Raw genomic sequence first — 21,394 nt, 5'->3', positions numbered from 1 at the left:
GGCACTACCCTTTTATTTACTCCTAATTTGCTTTGTATTCTTTCAATAATTCTATGGCAAACAGAGATTAAAAATCAATTCTGATACATTTTTCTATTAGCTTTTAGGGCTTTTTTGTTAGAATGTCCCTTTTTTACACCTATTATCAATCTAAGAAATCTTACTTTTGCCTGATAGTTAAGGCAAAATGGAGAAAATTCAAGTAATACAACCTACCAAATTGCTCGCTCCTTATATAAAGCAATATTGGTTTTTAAGGATAGATGATGTAAAGCAAGGCTTCCAACGTTCTATCCCGGCAGGTTGTGTAGCACTTGTTTTTCATAAAGGAAATAAAATTATTTCTTCTTTTCATAAGGGAACGCAGCCACAATCCTATATAAGTGGGCAAATCAGTACTTATTCAGACATAGAATTTTCCTTCTTGGATATGGTCATTATTTTATTCCAGCCTATCGGATGCAGGATGTTTTTTCCATATCCTATGGAAGAGTTTACTAATCAGAATATAAGCATTGATTTGTTAGATAATACCTATTTAGTAGAATTGGAAGAGAAAATAAATGAAGCATCAGATAATTATCAAATAGTCAGATTGATAGAAGAATATTTATTAAATAGACTATGCGAAAATATATCATGCAACGCCAATAGGATGATGGCTACTATACACAATATCAATGAAGGTGAAGGAAATATATCCGTTTTATCTCAAACGGCTTGTTTAGGATATAAGCAATTCAAACGGATATTCGCTGAATATGTAGGACTAAATCCAAAAGATTTTATCCAAATCACACGATTTAGAAAGGCATTCAATATTTTGCAATCAACTCCACAAATCAGTATAAGTAAGGTTGCCTATGATTGTGGATATTATGATAAATCACATTTAATAAAAGAGTTTAAAATGTTCACGGGTTATACCCCTACACAGTTACTTGATATTTGTGATATTTATACCGAAAATCTATCGGAATTCAATTCTGTATTTATCAACGACAACAAAGAACTTAATAATATCGCTTTATGAAAATATTGATATACGGTGCTGGCGTAGTGGGTTGTACTTATGGCTGGCAATTATCCAAAGCAGGATGTGACGTTACTGTATTGGTGCGTAAAGGGCAAAAAGAATTTGTACAAAAAAATGGTATTCACATTATTTGTTCTGACTTTAGAGAGAAAGTAAAAAAAGATACAGATATAATCTTTAAGCCTACAGTAATAGACGAACTTTCGTCAAATAATGATTTTGAATACATTATTGTCTCCACCAATAAATTGCAATTATCAACTATATTGCCAAGTCTTTCAAAGTCAGCAGGAAAAGCAAATGTTGTATTTTTCCAAAATAACTGGGATGTTTTTACTGAAATAGATAAATATCTAAAACCTGAACAATATTTTTTTGCCTTTCCCTTTATGGTCGGGGGCGGAAAAGAAGATAAAAGCATACATTGTGCCATTTCAGGTCTAAAATATTCCAATACTCCGTTAGGTGAAAAAGACGGGCGGATAACTCCACGAGTAGAAAAGCTTTCTATAATACTGGATAAAGCAAACTTAAAGCCTGTCATTTCTAATCAAATATTAGTATGGCTAATCACACATTATGCTGTCGCTGCCGGTCTTTCAGCGGGAATAATGAGTGCCGGAAGTGCCTCTAAATTTATAGAGAATACAGCTATTATCAAAACTACAATGAAAGCTATTCGGGAAGGCTTAGCTATTTGTGAAAGAATGGGCATCAATCCTAAAACAGAAAAAGCAAACAGATTATATCTTTTACCTCTATTTATCAGTGTGCCAATAGCTAAGAAAATTTATAGTAATGATGCTCTGCAACTTATGTTTGATGGACATATAAATCATTCTCCTGCTGAAATAAGGCAAATGATAGATGATATAATAGATAGTGGTGTAAAATATGCTGTTATAACTTCTAATTTGGCACAATTAAAAAGTTATATATCTTCTAACCAAACTAATAAAAGTAAGTGAATAAAGCTATCAATTCGATAGCCATTAAATATAAGTATATGAAAGATATATTACAAGAGAGATTTTTCCAATTATTATTGGAATGCTCGCAGCGTAAAGTTTCTGTAACAGAATTTACAGAAGCTATTGAGGAATTGGCTACACATTTAGCTGATTTCAGTTGCAACGAACAGGATTATAGCGTTTTACTTCGTTATTTCTCCTTTGGTTTGCATCGACTTAAATCGTATCGTGTGCGGTTTGAGCAAGAAAAAAATGCCCTACTTGCATTTAATTGAGGAAGCAATAGGATTACTAAATAATGAAATGCGTATTATCAAACTGCGCATAAAATATCCGGAACAGTTTCAGCAACACGCAAATAAACTATTCCTTTCCCCTCTCCATTTAGCAGACAAAACAAGCCTTATTAGTATCATGGAAATAGTCAGCGGTCTATTTCTCTCCCAGCGTATAATATATCAAAATGAAAAAACTGTTCACCTGACGGACTTAGGAAAAGCCTTTGAATGGCTCTTTAACATCAAATTAGGTGATTATCACCAAAAATACATGGATGTCATCAAGCGAAAACCAGCCAAACTAACGGAGTTCCTTAATGAACTGGCAAACCTTATCCGCAAAGAACACGAAAACAAAGGGTATAGATAATCAGGTGTTTAGCATCAATTTATACAGGGTAGCGTATGCTACCCTGTAATTTGTTTGCTTTCCTTTTCTGAACTTTGCTTCATCAATCGATTGAAAATCTTAATGTATAACCTGAAAAATGAAGCAATATGTATGTAGATAATTACGAGTTCAAAGACTGGATGCAAAAGTTACTTGATAAACTGCTTGAAGTAGGCAAAGACGTAAAGAGTTTGCAGACCAACCCCGAAGTGATGCCGGGTGATAAGTTATTGGATAATCAGGATTTATGCCTGTTGTTCAAAGTAAGTACCCGAACATTGCAGAGATTGAGAAGCAAGAAACTGCTGCCCTTTATGATGATTAGCGGGAAAGCCTACTATCGGGCTTCCGATGTGCGTGAGTTCATAAAGAAACGGTTCGATGTGGGTACGCTCCGAAAGTTCGAGAAAGAACACGGAACGGATAAGTAAGTATGAAATTCATCCCGAAACTGTACACGTGGCAGTTCCGGGATGTTTTTTCTTTTGACAAGCCTGTACTTATTTCTCTGCCGATATTATTCCCTCTTCCTTATAAGATGCTTCAAACTGTTTGGTAAGCGCAATAATCTGCTGGTTTGTCTTTACCAGTTCAACAGTGTATTGTTCCAGTTTGTAAAGCAGGGCAAGTGCTTTCTTTTCCGCAAAATTGGAATGGAGTTCTTTCACCGTTTGGTTATACAGTATGCCTATGCTCCTGAATTGTGAAAACAGTTGGGAGAGCTGGATGTAATAATCAACCTTGCTTTTATCAATCCTAAGTACTTTAAACGACTTTCCAAAGATACAGTTCTTGATGAAATGTGCCTTTACCTTATAGCCAGACTGGTCGTAAAAAGCTAAGAACTTGGCGTTCTCCACATCATCCAAATTCAGGGAATAACGGTGCGTTCGTGGGTCAAGTTTAGGCTTGCGCCCACCTTTGTTAAATGGCTTCCTTTTCTGTTCCATACTGATAATAATTTACTGGTTTTACGACTTCGGAGTAAAACCAACCACCTTCAAAGGTGGCAAGGTTTTGAGGCACAAAAAACGAAGTGCGGGCCTCAAAACACAACTTGCTATGTTCCAATGAACATAAAAATCTTCCCTACGATCAGATTGCCAAAGCAAGCGGTTCGGCTTCCTCCTATGTCTGTTTATCGGTTACAAAATTACAGACAGCTGTTTACCCCTGAAAGATGGGCTATTACGCCAAATTGCGACACAAACGGACAAAGTACCCCCATTTTTAAAAGCATCTGTTTTTACCCTTTTCTTTGCTGAAAATTGATTGAATGGTGGCAATATATAAGGCAGTCAAACAAGGTTTGAATATGGCTTTAAAACATGTTTGAAAGGCGTTTAACGATTTGGCAATACTGCCATAAAACTGGCTTACCATCTTTCAACATTATTAAAAATCAATCAACCTATTCATAAACCATTAAAAATTGAAAGTATGGAAGAAGTAAAACAATCATTACAGGAACCTGCAAGCAAGGAACGGGAAAACTATAAATCGGTGTTCTTTAAAAAGCGGGCGGTTTGCAACCGTCAAAGCGTGTACATAAGTGGAGAAATACAGAAACGTATCATGCAGATTGTAGGTGTGATTACAAACAAACAAGTAAGCATCGGAAGTTTCATTGATAACGTACTGGAAGAGCATTTGAATACGTACAATGATGTCCTTTCGGTTCTCTACCGGGAAGAAATGCAAAAAGGAATATTCAACCAGCCAAAAGAGAATAAAGAATGAATATAATAACTATTGAGGAACAGACCTTTAAACAGTTATGCAGTCGGTTCGCCAACTTTGCTAATCAGGTGGAACGCATTTGCAGGTTGAACAATCATCAGTCCGATAAATGGTTGTCAGGTCGTGAAGTGTGTGCCCTGCTCGGTATCAGCATCCGAAGTTTGCAGAACTACCGGGACAGTGGTAAACTGGGTTACTCCCAAATCGGGAATAAGCTGTACTATAAATCTGTCGATATTGAAACACTGGTTGCTGAATGTACAGTTAACCATCTTTCAGGAAAGAAAAACAACTATATACCAACCAATAAATAAGTATCGCCTTATGACAAGAAAACAAGATGACAATTCAGAAGCAAACCAATCTTTTACCCTCCCGGCTATTGTGGGTACATGGGAAAGTTTAAATCTTCATCCTACGGTGATGATATATCCAAGTAAGAAAAAGTATCTCCTTTCGATGCTTCATGTATCGGATAACGGACAGGCGCAACCCGCTACTTACGAGATACAGAAAGAAGATAGCCGTTACTTTATTGTTTCAGCCTTTAAGCGGCTTTATATCGGCTATGACAAGGCAAAAGACAGCCTTTCCATTTCTTACTATGGCAATTATCTGCGTAATTGAAAATGTATATACTAATCATTCAAGCTAACTATAAATCAATATGGAACTAATAAACAGCAACAGTGAAATGATAAAAGAGTTCTTTCAATCTATGGATAGAATGTTAGACGGTATCAGCCGACTGGCAAAGGAGAGCAGACCGCATTTGAACGGCGAGAAGTTTCTAAGCAACCGGGAAGCAGCCAAATATCTGAAAGTAAGCATCCGCACGCTGCAAGAATGGCGAGATACGGGCGTTATCCCTTACATTCAGATAAAAGGCAAAATAATCTACCGTCAAAGCGATATAGAACGGCTTTTGCAGACCTACTACAACAAGGAACGGCAGGAATAACCCACCGTCCTAAAAAACACATTTTTTCCGAAACTGACTAAGAACATTAACTCTATCAGTGTAGTATTCCGTCTGTGCAAGCCTTTGGAAGAAAATACTACCCGGAGCGTAGCGCAGGCGTGGAGATTTTCTTTCAAACCCGTAGGGCTTGGGCTTGAACGGACGGAATACGAAGCTTACCTTTGTTAATGTTTTATTCAGCTTTGGAAGAATCTTCGCTAATCAGTCTGTATTTACTCAAACTTCTTCTCTTGCTTATTGTCATTTTTCATGCCACTTTCACTCAATGATTGTGATATAGAAGATGTAATTGTTAATTGGGCATTTTTAAAATTAGCTTCTTGTTGATATTGAATGCTTAGCCATTGAGGGAAATAGAATGACTTTACATTTTCCCATTTTATGTTTGTATAATGTAAATCTTGCGCCATTGCTTCTATTAATAACAACTCTTTATCAAAAATCAAATTGGAATTTGGAGTAGGATGTTGCAATACAGAATAATAGTCACTCCATGCTTTTCGCACTTTCTTACTATCATAAAAAACAACATCAATAGAATTAAGCGCACGAACATATTCTATTGTACACCTATTATAACGTGTTGCCATTAATATCTTAAAAATTTCCATTTTATCTTTTTTCTTATCAGTTCTGATTGATAAATACCTTGTTATAAGAACTGCTATAATGGGTGATAAAACAATTGCTATTATATTTATAATATTCTGTATATCCATTTTTTACTTATTTTGAGACGAAAATAGAAATTATTTATCAAAAAAGCAATAAAATTCAGCTTATTGAAAAATTCTTTTTCACATTCACCATATCACGCATAATGGAGCTATCTAAAACCTTTGCATAATGCTGTGTCATTCTGATATTGGAATGTCCCAAAATCTTAGATACATTTTCCATTGATACATCATTAGCGAGAAAAACAACTGTAGCCGCAGTATGTCTTGCAACATGAGTAGTTAGGCGTTTGGTAATGCTGCACAAATCAGCGATTTCCTTTAGATAGGCATTCATGCGCTGATTACTAATTACAGGCAAAAGCACACCTTTCTTTATGCACTCTGCATTATCTTCATATTTCCTTAATATCCTTTGAGGAATAGATAAAACAGGAATATTGCACATTTGATTAGTTTTCTGTCTTGCCTTGCGTATCCATAAAGTACCGTTATTGTCTTTTATCAAGTGCTCACGGCTTAACTGCTGCACATCGACAAAAGCAAGTGCGGTAAAACAGCAAAAGACAAAAATATCCCTTACCTGCTCCAAACGTTTGATAGTAAATCCTTTGTTCATCAAAACATCCAATTCTTCACGTGAAAGGAACTCTACATTAACTTCTTCCTGCTTGAAGTGGATGCCGTAAAACGGGTCTTTCTTTATCCAGTCGTTAGCCAAAGCAATACGAACAACTTTTTTCAAGTTCTTCAAATGCTTCAATGCGGAATTGTTTTGGCAATGCTTATCCGTTTTCAGCCAAAAATCAAAATCACGGATAAATTGCCCGTCCAGTTCTGCCAGCATTATATCATCACGGTGGTAACAACTACGGATATATTCTTTCAAGCGGTTTATGGAAGTATCAAACTTGGTAACTGTGCTTTCCGTATATTCCTTACCAATCAGGGCACGGCATTTCTCGTTATGCTCCGCATACACTTCTAGCAAGCTGCGCTGCACCTTGTCCCGTCCGTAGAAACAATCCTTTATTGTATCGGCTGTTATCGGTTTGTTGTCTATTTCCAGTTCACGGTGTATCTGCAATACTTTGGCACGAATCGTATTGATATAGTGGTTCAGTTCTGTAGCTACACGGTCTTTTCCTTTGGAACATTCCTTTTTCTGATTCCATAAATCTACGGGAATGCTCCGTTTAATCATAACTTCGACTACTCGTTTGTTTACGGTGATGCGCATACAAATAGGAGCTTCACCGTTTTTCAAAAGTTTCGCTTTCTTGATAATGAACAATACGCTTAGTGTGTTTCTTTTCACTGCTCCCATAATTCTTTGTTTTTTAAGTGGTACAAAATTAGTTTGCTACACTCAAAAACCAGCTACGCAAAAAGCTGACAATCAAAGACAAAAGCGTCAATTCGTGGGAGCAAAAACAGTTTTCAAAAAGTCCCACGAATAAGCCACGTGAGAACTGCTTTAAACCGCTATTTTTTGCCTAAGCGGGGAAAAAGAAAAAGCTCTGAAATCCTTGAATTTCAGAGCTTTACTATTTGCTTTCGCGGTGCGTACGGGACTAACACATTTTGCTATTACACTGATAATCAATAAAATACTTATTAAAAATATATTAATGGTATCATATTTATATCATCTCCGCTTATTTTCTTCTATAATTTTATGCAGTGCTTCTATCTGCATCATCGCACCTTCATAAGCTGCTTTGTAGTTGACATTCGCATCAATATCCGTCTCAATCATATTCCCTTTGCCAGTACAAAGCCACTTCACATTCAATTCCGGGAACTTATCCACAATACGAGCTATTATATCAGTTCCAATAGCCCCCTTCCCGTTCCTTATGGAATTATAAATGTATCTATTTGATAATTCACAATAAGCCTCAAACGAGTTCTCACCTTTGACAACTCCCTTATCACGTGCATACCTTGCAAATTTTCGTAATCTGTCAATAGCCCTTTCTTCCATATCAAATAATCTTTTGACTTATTATGCGTAATGCTTGCCACATCCCCCTTATTTCTCTTCTCTCGACATCTAACTGGCCATGCTTGGGGTTATCAGCCTTTAAAGTCAGCACATTATCCAAGAAAAGACTGTTTTTCAATATCCGCTTGACTGAAAGTGTTTTCCCATACACAATACTCACAACTCCTGACGCGCTTTCCCACAAACCTTCTTCTATTTTGCGAGCAAGAATTTTAGCTCCGTCCGGTATAGTTGGCTCCATGCTGTCACCACGTACTTGAAAGACCATATAAGAATCATCAAGCACTTCACCTTCTTCCGGCATGACACCATAAGAATCAATTTCATAAGCTGTGTTATATAAGCTTTCGACAAATGAAGCCGCAGCATCTATCGGAACATATTTTACTTTTACAAGAATATCTTGAAGATAAGGAGCTACTTTACTAATCGTAGAGTCTGATTGCATTCTCGCATTTTTCAGAGCATCCCTAATATCCTTCTCCGAAGGTTCTATCTGTCCTGATGGAGTCTTTGCAAACAAACCTTCTCCAGTATATAGCCATGCTCTGCTCACATCATACTTCTCACAAAAAGCATCAATTGTTTTTTTACTTGGTAACTGAATCCCTTTTTTTATACTGGTAAGAGTTGATTCACTGGATATAATATTGTCTTTCTTCAATTTATACCCACTCAAACCACAATATGAAATTGCTTGCAAAAACCTTTTTGAGAGATCACTCAATTTTTTATCGTCAACTTCTTGCATACTTCACAAATTAAGTAGTATATTTGCATCCGTAATAGTAGCAGTATTACCACATAAATTGATTAAACATCCTATTTGGAGTTTATATATAGAAATCCGTAAATAGCTGCTACCTATTTGCGGATTTTCTTTTTCTCCACATTGTGTAATCGGCGGTAGGCCGCATAGCGGAGAGACAGAGGGTTACACTCTTACAACTCAATACTGCGAAAGGCGTGCGATATTGAGAGGCAAACGAAACCGGGATGCCTGCACAGCTACAAGTAAGCGAAAAATCCGGGAAGTCGGGTAACTTGTTAATGCCCGGCCAGCTAAGAACGGCGTACTTATACGAACGAGACATTTCTTATGCTGCATATAGCAAAAACGGGAAACCGTCTAAGGGCTAACTATGCAGCAATCCAGCACCTTACCGAATGAGATCGTCTTTTACTTCTTCAATTATTACAATACTAATAGAACGACATTACTTTTTTTTCAGAAAGCTTTCTTTTTACGCAAGCCTCACTTGTATAACATTTTATAAACCAGCAACTTATATTAAAACATGTTTTATAACATACGATATACTACAAATTTTATGAAGTATTTTATTGTACTTCTGAAAATATAAAGTATATTTGCAACGTCAAACAAACAAAGAGTGTAAGTTTGAACAACAAGAAAGCTGGCGACTTCAAAAGCCACTTACTACATATCTCATTGGCAAATGTAGTTGTTAGCTTTCTTTTATGCAAATTTTTTTGTGGAAAATTTAAGTATAAAATAGAAAATAATATGAAAGTAACAAAGAAAGATATTCTAAGTATTAAAGCTGGTTCTTCCAAAGTAATGCAGCTGGATTCTTACAAGGATTGCGTCAATGCAAGAAGCTACGCCTATCAATTAGCTTTTACTGATCCCCGTGAAGACGTTGAAAGATATTCAACATCCATCGACAAAGATAAAAATCAGATAACCATCGAAGCGATAAAGAAATGAACCGTTCAGATGCCAGAATGATTGCAGAAGAACTGCACAAGTTTATTCGCAATGATGTGAGAAAGGCTGTAACTGAAATGGCGACTGTTGAAACCGAAGAGTATTTGAATGCCAAACAAGCAGCTGTATTTCTTGGATGGAAGTTGCAAACCTTATACAATCGAATACATGATATTCCTCACACCAAAAATGGCAAGAGTCTCATTTTTACCAAATCAGCTTTGAGAAAATTCATGGAAAGAAAATAATCCCGGACGGATTTGGCCGTCTTTCCGGGAACTAACAAAACGTTCTTTGACATATTGTATAGTCTGAACAAATAAAGACTTAAAACAAGGTTTACTGCTTATCTAAAGGGCGAAATAGACCGACAAAGTAGCCAAAGCGGATTAGTGAAAAGAGTGTGAATACGGACTGCCAATAAGAAGATGCAGCACACGAATCACTAAGTTATCAAAAACAACTTATATTATGACAAAGTAAACGTAGGGCGTTTATAAATACATTCTTAACTGAATAGATACTTTAAATGATATATATACCCGTGCTTCGCAAGAAGCGGTCACCGCTAAAAAGCTACGGCCAACAATCCATCGGAACGCGGACGGGAACACATTTTAAATGCTAAAAGTATGAAAGGAATTACAGAAATGACCGAGCAAGAGATTCTTGCGTTAACGGAGGAAGATGTACAGAAATTGATTAAACTCCGCATGATGGAGGAAGGTATCAAAATTATGGATAAGCCGGAGGTTCCCGAATTGTTTGAGATTGAACCTGCTGATTTGAAAGTGTTCACGATCCCATTCTTTGAAGGTTACGCTTTTACAGACATGGAAGAAGCGAATGCGGTAGCAGAAGTATTACGTAATGCGAAAACCCTTCGCAAAGTTGAATACGATTGGAACAAACTCGGAAGCGACTACAAATATCTCGTCAAGAAAGATAAATACAATTACTCTATCAAGCCAGACTTTGAGGTTAACTGTGGCTTTGTATATTCAAGTGAACTATACGAAAAGATTTCAAACTTTGCCGCACAGAACAAGGTTATGAAAGAACAAGCAGCGAAAGACCAAAAAGAATATGACGAAAAGATGCAAGAAGCGTCCGGTATTATCTCGGAAATAAGCGGACGGGTTAAAGAGGTCAAAGTTAAGTATGAGCGATTGAATAGGCTTACTTACAAATTCGCTACTGGCTATTATCCCCTTTCCGATCACAATGAGGATATGGCAATGAAATTTATGGCTAAAGCCTATTCTTTTACAGATAAAGAAAAAGAATACATATTACAGAATTACAAAGAATTACTATCTACAAGTGATGAATAAGTTTTTTAGTTAGTTATTGGCTCCTTGCTTGCGAAAGTAGGGAGTTTTTTGTAAAACTCCAAATTCATTATATGAGTAATATAGAAGATACAATTTACAATCTGCCAAATGAAGAATACCACCGTGGAGAAAGATTCAAAGATTTCCTAAGTAGTACGCAGATTAAAGATTATATGGTGTCCCCAAAGTTTGCCCGATACAAGGCATTGCACCCTGAAATGTTCGAGATCAGTATTGAAGCTTCTGAAAAAGGCTCGCTGTACCATGATGCAATGGAAAGTCTTGTTAATACTGGAACACTTGACAAATGGAGAAACAATCTTCTTGTATTTGAGCCACCTATAAATCCTAAAACTGGCTGTCCGTATGGACGAGACACCCAAAAATATCAGATTGCACTAATAGAGGCCAAAGAATCAAATCCCGGTAAAACATTGACAAGCACAACCGATATACAATTGGTTGAAACAATGGTTTATGAGCTTCTTAATAATTGCCGGGACACCTCCAAACAGATTAGGCAGATATTAAAATGGGGAAAAGCCGAAGTTAGCCATTTCGTTGAATACGAAGGATGCAAGTTCAAATATCGCCCTGATGTGGAAACGGCCAAAAAAATTGTTGACTGGAAAACATTGGCGGTTGATGATCTTCATGAAGAAACAGTTAACCGGACTATCGCCAAATTTCATTACGGTATTTCGGCAGCCTTCTACCAGTTTTTTGAACATGAACGTACTGGAGTATGGAAGGAGTTCTACTGGGTTATGCAACAAAAGACAGCTCCCTATGACGCAGTATTTGTCAGTGCAGCTAACTGGGCTTTCCATTTGGAAGACGGAATTGTGAAAATGGGGGCAAGCGCATTGGCATTCAAGAAATTGTTAGACCAGCATGTTTACTGTACACAAAACAATGATTTTGACGGTGCACAGATATTTATTCAGCCGGGATTCAAAGGACGAAGAATAATGATACCAGACACACCTGCATTTGAAAAGAACAAGATGTTTAACTTTTATAATAATCAAGAACAATGAGTAAAACAGAGAATCAATCCCCCCAACAAGGGAACTTGGGAATGGAACAACACAATGCTCCTTCACCAACAAAAACAGAACCGGTCTCCCCAACACCTTCCACACCACAACCGCCCGTTCCTTCTGCCCCACCAGCCTTTCCAGTACAACTGAAAGGATTGGAAAGCTGTTTTATCTCCCCTAAAAAGGCATTTATAGCAGCTGGTGGCACAGAACAGCAATTTGCCCGTGAAGTCAATTTCGCTATGCAGGCAATGTTGAATAATCCTTATTTGATTGACTGTGCCCGGCAATATCCCGATCATCTTGTCGAAGCAATCAAAAACGTTTCTCTTACCGGTCTGACGCTCAATCCTGAACTAAGGTTGGGGTATCTTGTACCGTACAAAGGCAAAGTGAAGTTCCAAGCTTCATACATGGGTAAAGTTGATATTTTGATCCGCACCGGTGTTGTAAAAGATATTTATTCTGATTTGGTTTATGCTAATGACGAGTTCAGCATGACAAAAGGTACCGGTGGCACTATCATCCACAAACCCAATGTATTCGGAGAACGTGGTGATCTTCTTGGAGGCTACTATTTTGCAGTCTTGATTTCCGGTGTTGTAAAATTCGATGCAATGCCCAAAGCACGTATTGAAGAAATAAAAAGTCGTAGTGAGGCTGTCAAGAAAGGCAAGCAATCCCCGTGGGACACAGACTTTGAAGAAATGGCTCGAAAAACAATCGTGAACTGGGCTTTCAAATTCCTGCCCAAAACCGGCATTTCAGATTCCATGATTAAAGTTCTTGAAACAGAGAGCCAGTTGGATGATGAAATGTTTGAAGACTGGAAAAAGGCACAAGGTCAGAAACCGGACGATTTTGAGGAAGACGATACTCCATACGCAGAAGAAGTCAAGTAATGGATTCATGTGAAAAAATTAGTAACAGTATCACAGCGGCTAAAGAACTGATCGAAAATGAAACACGTTCTTTGGCTGCTTTACATAAAGCAAAACAGCTTGAAAAAGAGCTTCATAAATCCGGCAAGTTGTTTCGTATTCCTACAATGAACGGAATTATAGAAACAACCTGCCCGAAAAAATACATAGAATACAATAACCAGTTTAAAATCAAATTAAAATGAGAACAGTAACAGTTGAAGTGCCCGAAGGACACATGGTAAAAATCGTGAAAGAAGAAAGTATGCAATCTACCCAAAAAGTTATGGGGGGGGGTAAATTTGAGTTTGAAGGTGAGACATTCATCCCCGGTGACGTAATTATCAATCCAAATCGCGGAGGGGGCAGCATGATGATTCTCTCTGAAATTAGAGAAGAAAGGCCGCTTCCTTTTTTACCAGCAATAAAAGTACCTTTCGGCCTTGTCGCTTATGTTCCTTCCAACGATGAAGGTGACAGAGTTTTTGTAAAACTCACACCCGAAGCTGGTATCGGAGGCATGAAGGGATTCCGTAAAGCTACAGAAGAGGAAAAGGCAAAGATGCTTGCCGCCATGAAGGAAGAAAAACATTACTCCTTCAATTTTGAGAAGTTACAGCCTGAATATATCCCGACTGTCGGCGATGTTGTTATCGTATGGGATGATAACAACAAAGAAAATGCGGTAGTCGGTATTATGAATGAAGTGGATGAAACGAGCAACCCATACAAAATAAATGATGGCACTTGGTATAAGAACTGCGACAAGTTCGTTTCAGAAAAACAATATAAAAATTTGATTGATGGGAAAGAGTAAATCTAAATCGGGGGGGGCGAGAAATTACACTCCCCTTCTCACAGCTCGTCCCAAAGGAATGAGCTACCAAGAGTATCGTGAACGCAGAGCCTATCAGAACGCATGGTTGAAAGAGCGACTGAAAGGCTTTATTTGTTATGTATCGTCTGAACTGGTTGTATATGACAAAATAACGGGATTACCCCGATTATTCAATCATCGTACAGATGATATACACAAAGCAAACATAAGGACTAACCCACAGCCATTTGTCGGTTCTGCCCGATATGGCTTAAAACCGTTATGATATGGATAAAGAACTATTTAAAGACAAGAATCCATTGCTTCGCAGACAAATGTTGGAAGACAATTGCGCAGCAGTTGAAAGAATCACCTATACCTCTCCTTTCAGTGAGGAAGAAATGGGTGAACGGAAAACGGAGTTGGCAAATATTGATCTTGATATGGCCGCACTGGAAGAAGAAAAGAAAGCTTTCATGCAGGCATACAAAGACAAGATGAAACCTAAAAAAGAGCGTAAAAAAACGTTGCTTACCGATATAAAGCGTGGTTATGAGGAAATTACGGATGAATGCTTTAAGTTCATGGAACGTAGCACCCGTACTACCGGATATTACAATGGTAATGGTGACTTGGTTAAAGAACGTCCGATGGAAGCACAAGAGATGCAGAAAACAGTCTTCGAGGACATGGAATCTACTGGTACGGAGGGATAAGCTATGAGGAAAGAAGAACTTATCAAGCAAGTAGCCGAATCAACCGGTATCGCTATTTGTGAAGTCCGAACTGTCATAGAGGCAGCACTGAAAGAGACCGTGGATGCAGTAGCTAATGGAAAGACTCTTTATATCAGAGGTTTTGGCACACTGTCACCCAAACACTATAAACGAAAAGTTGCTCGTAACATACACAAAAACGAGACTATTGTCATAGCGGAGCATTATACTCCACATTTCAAACCTGCCAAATCATTTAAAAACAGAACTAAAAATTTGTAGAACAGCATGGGAAACGAAAAGATGCAAGTGAACTTTGCTCCGGGTATGACCGAAGCAACCCTTAGAGTTATTGAACTTCACGAAGAAAATGAGTTACCGGTACTGGAGCCTGATAAGGTAGAATTAGCCGGAACAATTGGAAGTGTTCATGAATTTCTCTTGAAAAGAATCTCTGAAAAAGAGCAGATCAATCAGAAACGTTGCTATATTCTTGTTGATCGGGAGAAAATGACACTTAAACTTGTCACCAATGAAACTGACAGTAGGAATAAAGCTACTGTAAGAGGTGAGTTGAAATACTATCCCAAGTTTCTTGAATTTGGTATTAACACAAGCAAGACATGGGAACCGGTGCAGCTTTCAAAGTTCTTCAAAATGAATCGTGCCTTCTTCAAGGATGCACAATACAACATGGAACTGGTAACAGTCTTGAAGAACTTCAAAGCCAGCATTGACTCAAAAGTGGAAAACTCCCGACAAGACAACGGTAGTCGCACTGACAATTACAGCCAAGTTGTCAACTCCAATCTTCCGGCCTCATTCAATCTTATTGTTCCGATTTTCAAAGGTCGCCCGGCAGAAGAAATTGAAGTGGAAATCATTGCAGATGTGGATGGGCGTAACATTCGATTATCCCTTTGCTCTCCCGGTGCAGAAGTAATAGTGGAAGAAGAGCGTAATAAGGCCATTGACGAGCAATTGTTGTTAATTCGTAAATTGGCACCGGATATTGCCATTATCGAACAATAACAATGAAGTCTGTAAAGAAATACTGGAAGCCGGTACTTGTCGTATCGGCTTTCTTCATTGGCAACCGCGTATTCAATCACATAAATGCGTGGCTTGGAATTTCAATAATCATGCTGACTGTAGCATTTATAGTTTATAATATCATTAAAAAAGTAGAAAATGAAAAGAAAGATTGATTTTTTGATTGTGGCATTATTTGCCGTTGTTTTGTTTGCTTCATGCGAAAGAGTTGCTCCCAATTATGCCGGTGTCCTTATGGAGAACTACGGCAAACAAGGGAAAGAAGATTTTAAAATCGTTTCCGGTAAGGTATCTACATGGGAATTAGGCACAGAGCTTTTTCAAGTTCCGCTATTCGATCAGCGTGGAGAATTTGCCGAAGCTGTCACACTGAAAGCAGCCGATAATACAGAGTTCAAGGCACGTCCCACATATAGCTATAAAGTTATCAAGAACCGTGCCATTGATGTTGTCTTTGACAACAAGCATATTGGCCGTGGAAGTGATTTCATGTCTTCGTTAGAAGATAACATTTTGGAGCCACGTATATATGATTTGATAAAAGAGGAAAGTCGGAAACATAAGACTGACAGTTTAATGGCTGATGGAGGTTCATTAGTGTTTGAGAAACGATTGGAACAGATAGTTGACAAAGAGTTTGAAAAAAGAGGTCTGCAATTACTCACATTCTCTGCCCAGTTGGAGTTCTCCGATAAAGTTCGCGAAAAAATTGATAGTAGAAATGAAGTGAATACCAATATCTCCGTGTTGGATCAACAAATTGAGGAACAGAAGAAGCGCAATGAACTGGAACAGTTAAAAACCGAGCAGGCTCTAATTCAGTCAAGAGGTCTGACAAAAGAAATATTATATAAACAGTTCATTGACAAATGGGATGGAACAAGCCCTTTGTATGGTATTGCTCCTGAATTTCTAAAAATAACAAAATAGTATGCCGACATTTCAACAAAGAAGAGATACAATATTGTCTCAATTTGCACAAGCAAAAGCCGATTTGGAAACACTTAATAGTGATATTGATACAGAAATCGAAAAGAATAAATCTGTTATTTCTACGCTAACTTCTAAAAATACAGAATTGGCCTCTTTAAAAAGTAATAATGAAAGCTCAATCAAGACTTTTGCTAAATTCTTAAAACAATAATCATTAACCCGATTAATAATCAGCTTCTCCCGGTGTGGCTTGGCCGCCTATCCGGGAACTATCATGCCTCACCTTTTTTCTTCTCTTTGCAAGTCGAGCCGAGTACGCTGCATACGCTCCACGGCGGTAGATACTACAAAGAGTCTTTTTGTTCATATAAGAATGCCTCTATTGTGGAGGCAAACGAATAAGTGGCGGAATTGGAAGACGCTTAGTTTCTGTGGTAAAAATGCACGAATAGCATCACGAGTCAGGTAATCATGCTATTAACACTTGACATACGTACAAACGGAAGCAGAAACGAAAATCCTGATTGCAACAGTTCCCGGTTCGAGTCCGGGCTTATTCTCATAAATCAATCATTATGAAAGTTGAAATTCCCGACTATTTCCTAAAATCCTTTATCCGACATTTTGAAAGGATAACCGAGAATTGTAAAGCTTCACCTTCTGACATCAAGACCAGTGAAGCACTAAGGCTTGGAAAGAAAGATGTAATTAAGCTCAAAAGATTTATAAACAAAAAAGTATAATTTATGAAACGAAGGATCATAGGTATAGATGTTGGCAAAAACGGTGGTATTGTAGTGTACGACACCGAGAATAACAAATTATTGGAGTGTATCAAAATGCCACCAACTCCCAAAGACTTATTAGATTTTCTCTCCATATACAAAGAAAATAGCGTTTGTTATTTGGAACGAGTGAATGGCATGACCGGACAAAGTGCTTCTGCCTCTTTTGTTTTTGGAGAAGGTTACGGACAGCTGACTATGGGATTGATAGCTTGTGGGATTCCGACAGTAACAGTATCTCCACAAACTTGGCAAAAAACTATAGGATTACGAAATACAGACAAATTGGGTAAGACAGAATGGAAAAACATCTTAAAGAAGAAAGCCCAACAGCTGTTCCCGTATGCAAAAGTTACATTGGCAACTTCGGATGCTTTACTAATATGTGAATATGGTAGAATTAAAGAAAAGGAATAATGGAAAAATTAAAAAAATGTAGCAAATGTGGCCGGGAACTTCCGGTCAGTGAGTTTTGGAAAAATGCTTCAACCGAAGATGGATTGCAGACATATTGTAAAGAGTGCGGTAATGTTTATGCCAGAAACCGTAAGAAAACTCCGGGAGGGGGGGGGAATTTGAAGAAAATATATTCCAATCCTGAATTGGCAAAATTTTCTCCACGGGAACTTATCGCAGAATTGAAAGCACGTGGATATACCGGAGAATTGAAATACACCCAAACAATATCATTATAAATGGAAAAGTTACGTCTATTGGTTACAACCAAATGTCCGAACAAATGTCCTATGTGTTGCAACAACTCATGGGATTTTTCAAAATTACCAGTTGTTGAGCACTTTAATTACAAAGAGATCATGATAACTGGTGGAGAACCACTTTTGTTTCCTGAAAAACTGGCAAATTTGGCTGAAAGTATCAAAACCGTTCAAAAATTGGCCTATGGCAATAAAGGAAAATTATTTCTATATACGGCACTGGCTGATATGCTCCCCAATTATATCAGATACTTCGATGGAGTTGTTTACACTCCACATTCTGTTAATGATGTTCATAGTTTATTGGAGGCCAATAATTTTTTGTTGGATTACAAAGATGAACTTATGGAAAGTAAATCTCTTCGGCTCAATCTTTTTCCTGATATTAAAAAGCATATTCCTGACAACACAGACCTTTCGTTATGGAAAGTAAAAGATATGCAATGGATCAAAGATTGCCCGGTTCCGGCTGATGAAGAGTTCAAAAGAGTAGCTGAATTATGGGAGGTGGAATGATGAAAGATGTAATTACCCCCCCATACACAACATCTCTATCCTTATCGCTGGTCTTTAGAAGATGCTGTTTTTACTAAAGATAAAGGAAAGGTATTTTCTTGTTTTGCATGTGGCGGTGGCTCTACTATGGGTTACAAAATAGCAGGTTACGATGTTATTGGCTGTAATGAGATTGATCCACGAATGATGAAATGCTATGAAACAAACCATCATCCCCAGTATAGTTATTTGGAAGATATTCGTGATTTAGTGAAAAGGAATAATCTTCCCGAGGAACTGTACCATTTAGATATATTGGACGGATCACCACCTTGCAGTACATTTAGCATGTCGGGATTACGTGAAGATGCGTGGGGTAAAGAAAAGAAATTCAAGGAAGGTCAAAAGACACAAGTTTTAGACACGCTCTTTTTTGATTTTATTGCACTTGCCAAACGCTTAAAACCTAAAGTCGTTATTGCTGAAAATGTGAAAGGACTTCTTTTAGGGAATGCGATTGATTATGTCAGACGTATATACAAAGACTTTGAGGAAGCTGGTTATTATTGTCAGCATTTTCTTCTTGATGCTTCTAAAATGGGAGTACCTCAAAAAAGAGAACGTGTATTCTTTATATGTATCAGGCATGATTTGGGAGTCCATTTCCTAAAAGTTTCAGACCTCTTCAATGTTGAGCCATACATCGACATGGAATTTAATGAATCGGAAATATATTATGGGGAATATGCGGATTACAAGGGAAAGCCTATTGGTGTAAAAATGAGAAAGTTATTTGAGCAGAGAGTGGCAGGAGATATTGCTTTGGCAGAGGCCTATAAGAAACAAACTGGAAAACGAGGCTTTTTTAATCAACAATATCTATATGAGAACAAAGTAAGCTACACCCTAACAACTCATGCAGACTCAATTATTCCTTTTAAGCAGCCTATATATTTATCACGGTCAGAAGTATGTAATATATCCACATTTCCACAAGATTATCATTTCCTCAACCAATCCCCACATTATATCTGTGGAATGAGTGTACCACCCGTTATGATGGCGCACGTAGCCTCACGAATATGGAAATATTGGTTATCTAAATTATAAATCAAATGAAATCAGAAGAATTAGCAACCCAGTGGTGTCGGGATCATCCTGATGCAACATTGGAACAAGCATTCATGGCCGGATTAGGCCATAAGATGAATATGAATAAGGATTCTCTTTCTGCAAGGAAAGACAAATTCAGAAGTGAAGTCCTCATGTATAGAGGGAAATATCCTGATGATATGTTGAAGGACTTTTTCGAGTATTGGACTGAATGCGGAGGACGGAAAATGCGCTTTGAGAAGGAACGTACATTTGAAGTTTCCAAACGTTTAGTCAGATGGTCTAATAATGATTTTAACAAGTATGGGAAACAACTTAATTCAAGTCAACAGCAATCTCCCGGCAACCGAAAAGAAAGCGTTGAAAGACTTGCTGACCTTGCAAGCGGAGTATTACAAGGGATTGCACGTAAGTTCGATTAAAGAAGCTGTTCTCAACACTCCTAACCTACCACTCTCCGTTATAAGAAAAGAAATCACATTGGCTGGCGCAAGAGCCATACTGGTAATTGCGATTAACGAGCTTGTGTCTTTTTTCAATGTTGGAAAAACGATGAATGATGTTCAAGTGGCACTTACCGCTGATCTAATAATAGACAGATTCTATTATCTCAAATTGGAGGAAATCAAATTGTGTTTCCGTAATGCTATGGCTTCCGGTAAGATTTACGATAGACTGGACGGTAATATCATTCTCGGCTGGTTAAATGAATACGATGCACAGCGTGATGAAATTGTTTCTTCTCTTTCAATTAATGAAGCCCATGAACAAAATAATAACAGCACTGGAATGTTCTACGGAGAATATATCAAACATCTAACTGAAAGATCGGAAAATGGAGATGAAGAGGCCAAAGAATTATTGGAATCCCATCAATCATTCATACAAAGGATGAAATCAAATGATAAAGAAGCCGCTTTCAAAAAATGGAAAGAAGAATATTATGGAAGAACTAAGAGACAAACTACTTGACTGGGCGAAACAATTTGAAACACCTGATTTTATAAAAGATGATCCTATATTTTTTCCACATAAGTACAATGATAAAAAGGACATAGAAATCAGTGCCTTTCTTACTTCATGGATAGCTTTCGGGAATCGCAAACTGATAATGCAGCAAGCAGAAATTTTGGATAATCTAATGGGTAATTCTCCTTATGCCTTCATTATGAACAAAGTATGGGAACAATACAAAGAAAATACAAATACCTTCTACCGTATGTTCACCTACCATGACTTCTTCTGCATTTGCCAGCGGTTGTACAACATATATCAGGAATGGGATGATTTGGAAGTATTTTATGAGGGTTACAACAATGTTATCCGTGAAATACAAACAGATTTTGGTGGCGTAAAAGGTATTCCAAAATTGGAGCGTGATTCTCCATGCAAGCGTATTTGTCTGTTTCTACGGTGGGTAGTACGAAAATCGCCGGTGGATTTAGGTATTTGGAATATTATTCACCCGACAGAATTATACATACCATTGGATGCACATGTTGCAAAAATGGCACACCAGCTTGGGATAACAACACGCAAAACAGAGGACTGGAAAATGGTTCAACAAGTAACCAATTACATGAAAACAATTTTCCCGGATGATCCGTGCCGGGGAGATTTTGCATTATTCGGATATAGTATTAACAATAAATAA

Annotated in this window: 36 protein-coding genes; 30 read left to right on the top strand and 6 right to left on the bottom strand. The window is 37.7% G+C overall.

Annotation, left to right across the window (positions count from 1 at the left end; genetic code table 11):
- The first annotated feature begins 187 nt into the window (after window positions 1–187).
- From HMPREF2794_RS09355 to HMPREF2794_RS09335, 5 genes are all read left to right on the top strand, one after another.
- Window positions 188–1,033 carry a helix-turn-helix domain-containing protein gene (locus HMPREF2794_RS09355; RefSeq protein ID WP_055268971.1) on the top strand — a complete coding sequence of 282 codons (846 nt, stop codon included), beginning with the start codon at window positions 188–190 and terminating at the stop codon, window positions 1,031–1,033.
- A complete protein-coding gene (locus tag HMPREF2794_RS09350) occupies window positions 1,030–2,004 on the top strand; it encodes a ketopantoate reductase family protein (protein WP_055268970.1) in 975 nt (324 codons plus the stop codon). Before HMPREF2794_RS09355 ends, HMPREF2794_RS09350 begins: the two co-directional genes overlap by 4 nt.
- Window positions 2,005–2,042: 38 nt before the next feature.
- Window positions 2,043–2,282 (top strand): hypothetical protein, encoded by a 240-nt coding sequence (locus tag HMPREF2794_RS09345; RefSeq protein ID WP_044154245.1) that lies wholly within the window; start codon window positions 2,043–2,045, stop codon window positions 2,280–2,282.
- Window positions 2,236–2,655: an RteC domain-containing protein gene (locus tag HMPREF2794_RS09340; protein WP_044154150.1), complete on the top strand. Its 420-nt coding sequence runs from the start codon at window positions 2,236–2,238 to the stop codon at window positions 2,653–2,655. Before HMPREF2794_RS09345 ends, HMPREF2794_RS09340 begins: the two co-directional genes overlap by 47 nt.
- 128 nt (window positions 2,656–2,783) lie before the next feature.
- Window positions 2,784–3,107 carry a helix-turn-helix domain-containing protein gene (locus tag HMPREF2794_RS09335; protein WP_055268969.1) on the top strand — a complete coding sequence of 108 codons (324 nt, stop codon included), beginning with the start codon at window positions 2,784–2,786 and terminating at the stop codon, window positions 3,105–3,107.
- 69 nt (window positions 3,108–3,176) lie between these two features.
- Here HMPREF2794_RS09335 and mobA read toward each other — a convergent pair whose 3' ends face one another.
- Entirely contained in the window at window positions 3,177–3,626 is a 450-nt protein-coding gene (gene mobA, locus HMPREF2794_RS09330) for a conjugal transfer protein MobA (RefSeq protein ID WP_055268968.1), read from the bottom strand.
- A gap of 490 nt (window positions 3,627–4,116) precedes the next feature.
- Here mobA and HMPREF2794_RS09325 point away from each other — a divergent pair, with 490 nt between their 5' ends.
- The 4 genes from HMPREF2794_RS09325 to HMPREF2794_RS09310 are packed head-to-tail and all read left to right on the top strand — an operon-like array spanning window position 4,117 to window position 5,377.
- Complete coding sequence (locus tag HMPREF2794_RS09325; protein ID WP_055268967.1) at window positions 4,117–4,416, top strand: DUF3408 domain-containing protein; 300 nt, start codon at window positions 4,117–4,119, stop codon at window positions 4,414–4,416.
- Window positions 4,413–4,730, top strand: a complete 318-nt coding sequence (locus HMPREF2794_RS09320) for a helix-turn-helix domain-containing protein (RefSeq protein ID WP_010538628.1) — start codon at window positions 4,413–4,415, stop codon at window positions 4,728–4,730. Before HMPREF2794_RS09325 ends, HMPREF2794_RS09320 begins: the two co-directional genes overlap by 4 nt.
- Before the next feature lie 10 nt (window positions 4,731–4,740).
- Window positions 4,741–5,043 (top strand): DUF3876 domain-containing protein, encoded by a 303-nt coding sequence (locus tag HMPREF2794_RS09315; protein WP_010538627.1) that lies wholly within the window; start codon window positions 4,741–4,743, stop codon window positions 5,041–5,043.
- 40 nt (window positions 5,044–5,083) lie between these two features.
- Window positions 5,084–5,377, top strand: a complete 294-nt coding sequence (locus tag HMPREF2794_RS09310; protein WP_010538626.1) for a helix-turn-helix domain-containing protein — start codon at window positions 5,084–5,086, stop codon at window positions 5,375–5,377.
- A gap of 233 nt (window positions 5,378–5,610) precedes the next feature.
- Here HMPREF2794_RS09310 and HMPREF2794_RS09305 read toward each other — a convergent pair whose 3' ends face one another.
- The 4 genes from HMPREF2794_RS09305 to HMPREF2794_RS09290 all read right to left on the bottom strand — a co-directional run bounded on the left by HMPREF2794_RS09305 (window position 5,611) and on the right by HMPREF2794_RS09290 (window position 8,834).
- Window positions 5,611–6,117: a DUF6680 family protein gene (locus HMPREF2794_RS09305; RefSeq protein WP_055268966.1), complete on the bottom strand. Its 507-nt coding sequence runs from the start codon at window positions 6,115–6,117 to the stop codon at window positions 5,611–5,613.
- 55 nt (window positions 6,118–6,172) lie between these two features.
- Window positions 6,173–7,402, bottom strand: a complete 1,230-nt coding sequence (locus HMPREF2794_RS09300; protein ID WP_070751417.1) for a site-specific integrase — start codon at window positions 7,400–7,402, stop codon at window positions 6,173–6,175.
- 321 nt (window positions 7,403–7,723) lie between these two features.
- Window positions 7,724–8,062, bottom strand: a complete 339-nt coding sequence (locus HMPREF2794_RS09295; RefSeq protein ID WP_004326694.1) for a hypothetical protein — start codon at window positions 8,060–8,062, stop codon at window positions 7,724–7,726.
- Between the two features lies 1 nt (window position 8,063).
- On the bottom strand, window positions 8,064–8,834 hold the full coding sequence (locus tag HMPREF2794_RS09290) for a S24 family peptidase (protein ID WP_004326695.1): 771 nt from the start codon (window positions 8,832–8,834) through the stop codon (window positions 8,064–8,066).
- 777 nt (window positions 8,835–9,611) lie between these two features.
- Between HMPREF2794_RS09290 and HMPREF2794_RS09285 the strand changes: the two genes are divergently transcribed.
- The 14 genes from HMPREF2794_RS09285 to HMPREF2794_RS09225 all read left to right on the top strand — a co-directional run bounded on the left by HMPREF2794_RS09285 (window position 9,612) and on the right by HMPREF2794_RS09225 (window position 16,842).
- Complete coding sequence (locus HMPREF2794_RS09285) at window positions 9,612–9,815, top strand: hypothetical protein (RefSeq protein WP_005794293.1); 204 nt, start codon at window positions 9,612–9,614, stop codon at window positions 9,813–9,815.
- Window positions 9,812–10,063: a helix-turn-helix domain-containing protein gene (locus HMPREF2794_RS09280; protein WP_009132293.1), complete on the top strand. Its 252-nt coding sequence runs from the start codon at window positions 9,812–9,814 to the stop codon at window positions 10,061–10,063. The genes HMPREF2794_RS09285 and HMPREF2794_RS09280 overlap by 4 nt, the downstream gene beginning before the upstream one ends.
- A 384-nt stretch (window positions 10,064–10,447) precedes the next feature.
- Window positions 10,448–11,149 carry a hypothetical protein gene (locus HMPREF2794_RS09275; protein ID WP_070751415.1) on the top strand — a complete coding sequence of 234 codons (702 nt, stop codon included), beginning with the start codon at window positions 10,448–10,450 and terminating at the stop codon, window positions 11,147–11,149.
- Window positions 11,150–11,220: 71 nt separating this feature from the next.
- Window positions 11,221–12,189: a PD-(D/E)XK nuclease-like domain-containing protein gene (locus HMPREF2794_RS09270; protein WP_009132291.1), complete on the top strand. Its 969-nt coding sequence runs from the start codon at window positions 11,221–11,223 to the stop codon at window positions 12,187–12,189.
- A complete protein-coding gene (locus HMPREF2794_RS09265) occupies window positions 12,186–13,094 on the top strand; it encodes a recombinase RecT (protein WP_070751413.1) in 909 nt (302 codons plus the stop codon). Before HMPREF2794_RS09270 ends, HMPREF2794_RS09265 begins: the two co-directional genes overlap by 4 nt.
- On the top strand, window positions 13,094–13,318 hold the full coding sequence (locus HMPREF2794_RS09260) for a hypothetical protein (protein ID WP_009132290.1): 225 nt from the start codon (window positions 13,094–13,096) through the stop codon (window positions 13,316–13,318). The genes HMPREF2794_RS09265 and HMPREF2794_RS09260 overlap by 1 nt, the downstream gene beginning before the upstream one ends.
- Window positions 13,315–13,929 (top strand): hypothetical protein, encoded by a 615-nt coding sequence (locus HMPREF2794_RS09255; RefSeq protein ID WP_009132289.1) that lies wholly within the window; start codon window positions 13,315–13,317, stop codon window positions 13,927–13,929. The genes HMPREF2794_RS09260 and HMPREF2794_RS09255 overlap by 4 nt, the downstream gene beginning before the upstream one ends.
- Window positions 13,916–14,215, top strand: a complete 300-nt coding sequence (locus HMPREF2794_RS09250) for a hypothetical protein (RefSeq protein WP_007854448.1) — start codon at window positions 13,916–13,918, stop codon at window positions 14,213–14,215. Before HMPREF2794_RS09255 ends, HMPREF2794_RS09250 begins: the two co-directional genes overlap by 14 nt.
- Window position 14,216: 1 nt before the next feature.
- On the top strand, window positions 14,217–14,645 hold the full coding sequence (locus tag HMPREF2794_RS09245; protein ID WP_009132288.1) for a hypothetical protein: 429 nt from the start codon (window positions 14,217–14,219) through the stop codon (window positions 14,643–14,645).
- Window positions 14,646–14,648: 3 nt separating this feature from the next.
- Complete coding sequence (locus HMPREF2794_RS09240; protein WP_009132287.1) at window positions 14,649–14,927, top strand: HU family DNA-binding protein; 279 nt, start codon at window positions 14,649–14,651, stop codon at window positions 14,925–14,927.
- Between the two features lie 6 nt (window positions 14,928–14,933).
- Window positions 14,934–15,677, top strand: coding sequence for a hypothetical protein (locus HMPREF2794_RS09235; RefSeq protein ID WP_009132286.1), 744 nt, complete (start codon window positions 14,934–14,936; stop codon window positions 15,675–15,677).
- Between the two features lie 2 nt (window positions 15,678–15,679).
- Window positions 15,680–15,853: a hypothetical protein gene (locus HMPREF2794_RS28905; RefSeq protein WP_168166595.1), complete on the top strand. Its 174-nt coding sequence runs from the start codon at window positions 15,680–15,682 to the stop codon at window positions 15,851–15,853.
- Window positions 15,837–16,628 carry a hypothetical protein gene (locus HMPREF2794_RS09230; RefSeq protein WP_009132285.1) on the top strand — a complete coding sequence of 264 codons (792 nt, stop codon included), beginning with the start codon at window positions 15,837–15,839 and terminating at the stop codon, window positions 16,626–16,628. The genes HMPREF2794_RS28905 and HMPREF2794_RS09230 overlap by 17 nt, the downstream gene beginning before the upstream one ends.
- Before the next feature lies 1 nt (window position 16,629).
- The gene (locus HMPREF2794_RS09225; protein ID WP_009132284.1) at window positions 16,630–16,842 is read left to right on the top strand and encodes a hypothetical protein; all 213 of its coding nucleotides are present in this window, start codon (window positions 16,630–16,632) and stop codon (window positions 16,840–16,842) included.
- Window positions 16,843–16,854: 12 nt separating this feature from the next.
- On the opposite strand, the gene HMPREF2794_RS29260 is transcribed toward HMPREF2794_RS09225, so the two are convergent.
- Window positions 16,855–16,998: a hypothetical protein gene (locus HMPREF2794_RS29260; protein WP_153877579.1), complete on the bottom strand. Its 144-nt coding sequence runs from the start codon at window positions 16,996–16,998 to the stop codon at window positions 16,855–16,857.
- Between the two features lie 379 nt (window positions 16,999–17,377).
- Here HMPREF2794_RS29260 and HMPREF2794_RS09215 point away from each other — a divergent pair, with 379 nt between their 5' ends.
- The 7 genes from HMPREF2794_RS09215 to HMPREF2794_RS09185 all read left to right on the top strand — a co-directional run bounded on the left by HMPREF2794_RS09215 (window position 17,378) and on the right by HMPREF2794_RS09185 (window position 21,394).
- The gene (locus HMPREF2794_RS09215) at window positions 17,378–17,833 is read left to right on the top strand and encodes a RuvC family protein (protein ID WP_005794319.1); all 456 of its coding nucleotides are present in this window, start codon (window positions 17,378–17,380) and stop codon (window positions 17,831–17,833) included.
- The gene (locus tag HMPREF2794_RS09210) at window positions 17,833–18,111 is read left to right on the top strand and encodes a hypothetical protein (protein ID WP_070751411.1); all 279 of its coding nucleotides are present in this window, start codon (window positions 17,833–17,835) and stop codon (window positions 18,109–18,111) included. Before HMPREF2794_RS09215 ends, HMPREF2794_RS09210 begins: the two co-directional genes overlap by 1 nt.
- Window positions 18,112–18,648 carry a hypothetical protein gene (locus HMPREF2794_RS09205; RefSeq protein WP_005794323.1) on the top strand — a complete coding sequence of 179 codons (537 nt, stop codon included), beginning with the start codon at window positions 18,112–18,114 and terminating at the stop codon, window positions 18,646–18,648.
- Window positions 18,649–18,774: 126 nt separating this feature from the next.
- Entirely contained in the window at window positions 18,775–19,737 is a 963-nt protein-coding gene (locus HMPREF2794_RS09200; protein WP_007846641.1) for a DNA cytosine methyltransferase, read from the top strand.
- Between the two features lie 5 nt (window positions 19,738–19,742).
- Window positions 19,743–20,162, top strand: a complete 420-nt coding sequence (locus HMPREF2794_RS09195; protein WP_007846640.1) for a hypothetical protein — start codon at window positions 19,743–19,745, stop codon at window positions 20,160–20,162.
- Complete coding sequence (locus HMPREF2794_RS09190; protein WP_117700611.1) at window positions 20,044–20,712, top strand: hypothetical protein; 669 nt, start codon at window positions 20,044–20,046, stop codon at window positions 20,710–20,712. The genes HMPREF2794_RS09195 and HMPREF2794_RS09190 overlap by 119 nt, the downstream gene beginning before the upstream one ends.
- Window positions 20,684–21,394, top strand: coding sequence for a TIGR02757 family protein (locus HMPREF2794_RS09185; RefSeq protein ID WP_007846638.1), 711 nt, complete (start codon window positions 20,684–20,686; stop codon window positions 21,392–21,394). Before HMPREF2794_RS09190 ends, HMPREF2794_RS09185 begins: the two co-directional genes overlap by 29 nt.

This window comes from Bacteroides sp. HMSC067B03, from assembly GCF_001811315.1.
GTDB classification, from domain to species: Bacteria; Bacteroidota; Bacteroidia; order Bacteroidales; family Bacteroidaceae; genus Bacteroides; species Bacteroides faecis.
This window is presented reverse-complemented; position numbering and strand designations above follow the sequence as displayed.